The organism is Mesorhizobium sp. WSM4836, from assembly GCF_055811815.1.
In genome coordinates this window covers 1-270 of the sequence record NZ_JBVVQF010000124.1, presented here as the reverse complement: position 1 = coordinate 270, position 270 = coordinate 1, and the positions used below count along the sequence as shown (strand labels likewise).

Genomic DNA, 270 nt, shown 5'->3' with positions numbered 1-270 from the left:
CCAGTCGGATTCCGCCTTCAGGTTCTCAGCGGTTGCGTAGGTGCCCCACCTGCCGGTGGGATCGGGTTCGTCAACCAGATAGAACCCAAACACATTCGGATTGCCAAGGAAGGGGGTCATTTTCTCGATAAAGGATGAGGTTACGCCCTCGTGCTCATTGAGATACACCAGCCCCTTCATGCCATCCGGCAATGCGTTGACCAGCGAAACGTACTGAACGTCAGCCAGATTGAACCCGGCGGTTGCGATTTCGGTGGCGGATCCACCCGA

At 56.7% G+C, this 270-nt stretch carries 1 pseudogene; it reads right to left on the bottom strand.

What is annotated here, in order from left to right:
* Nucleotides 1-270: pseudogene (locus AC0L2P_RS32365) on the bottom strand (calcium-binding protein); the annotation flags it as partial.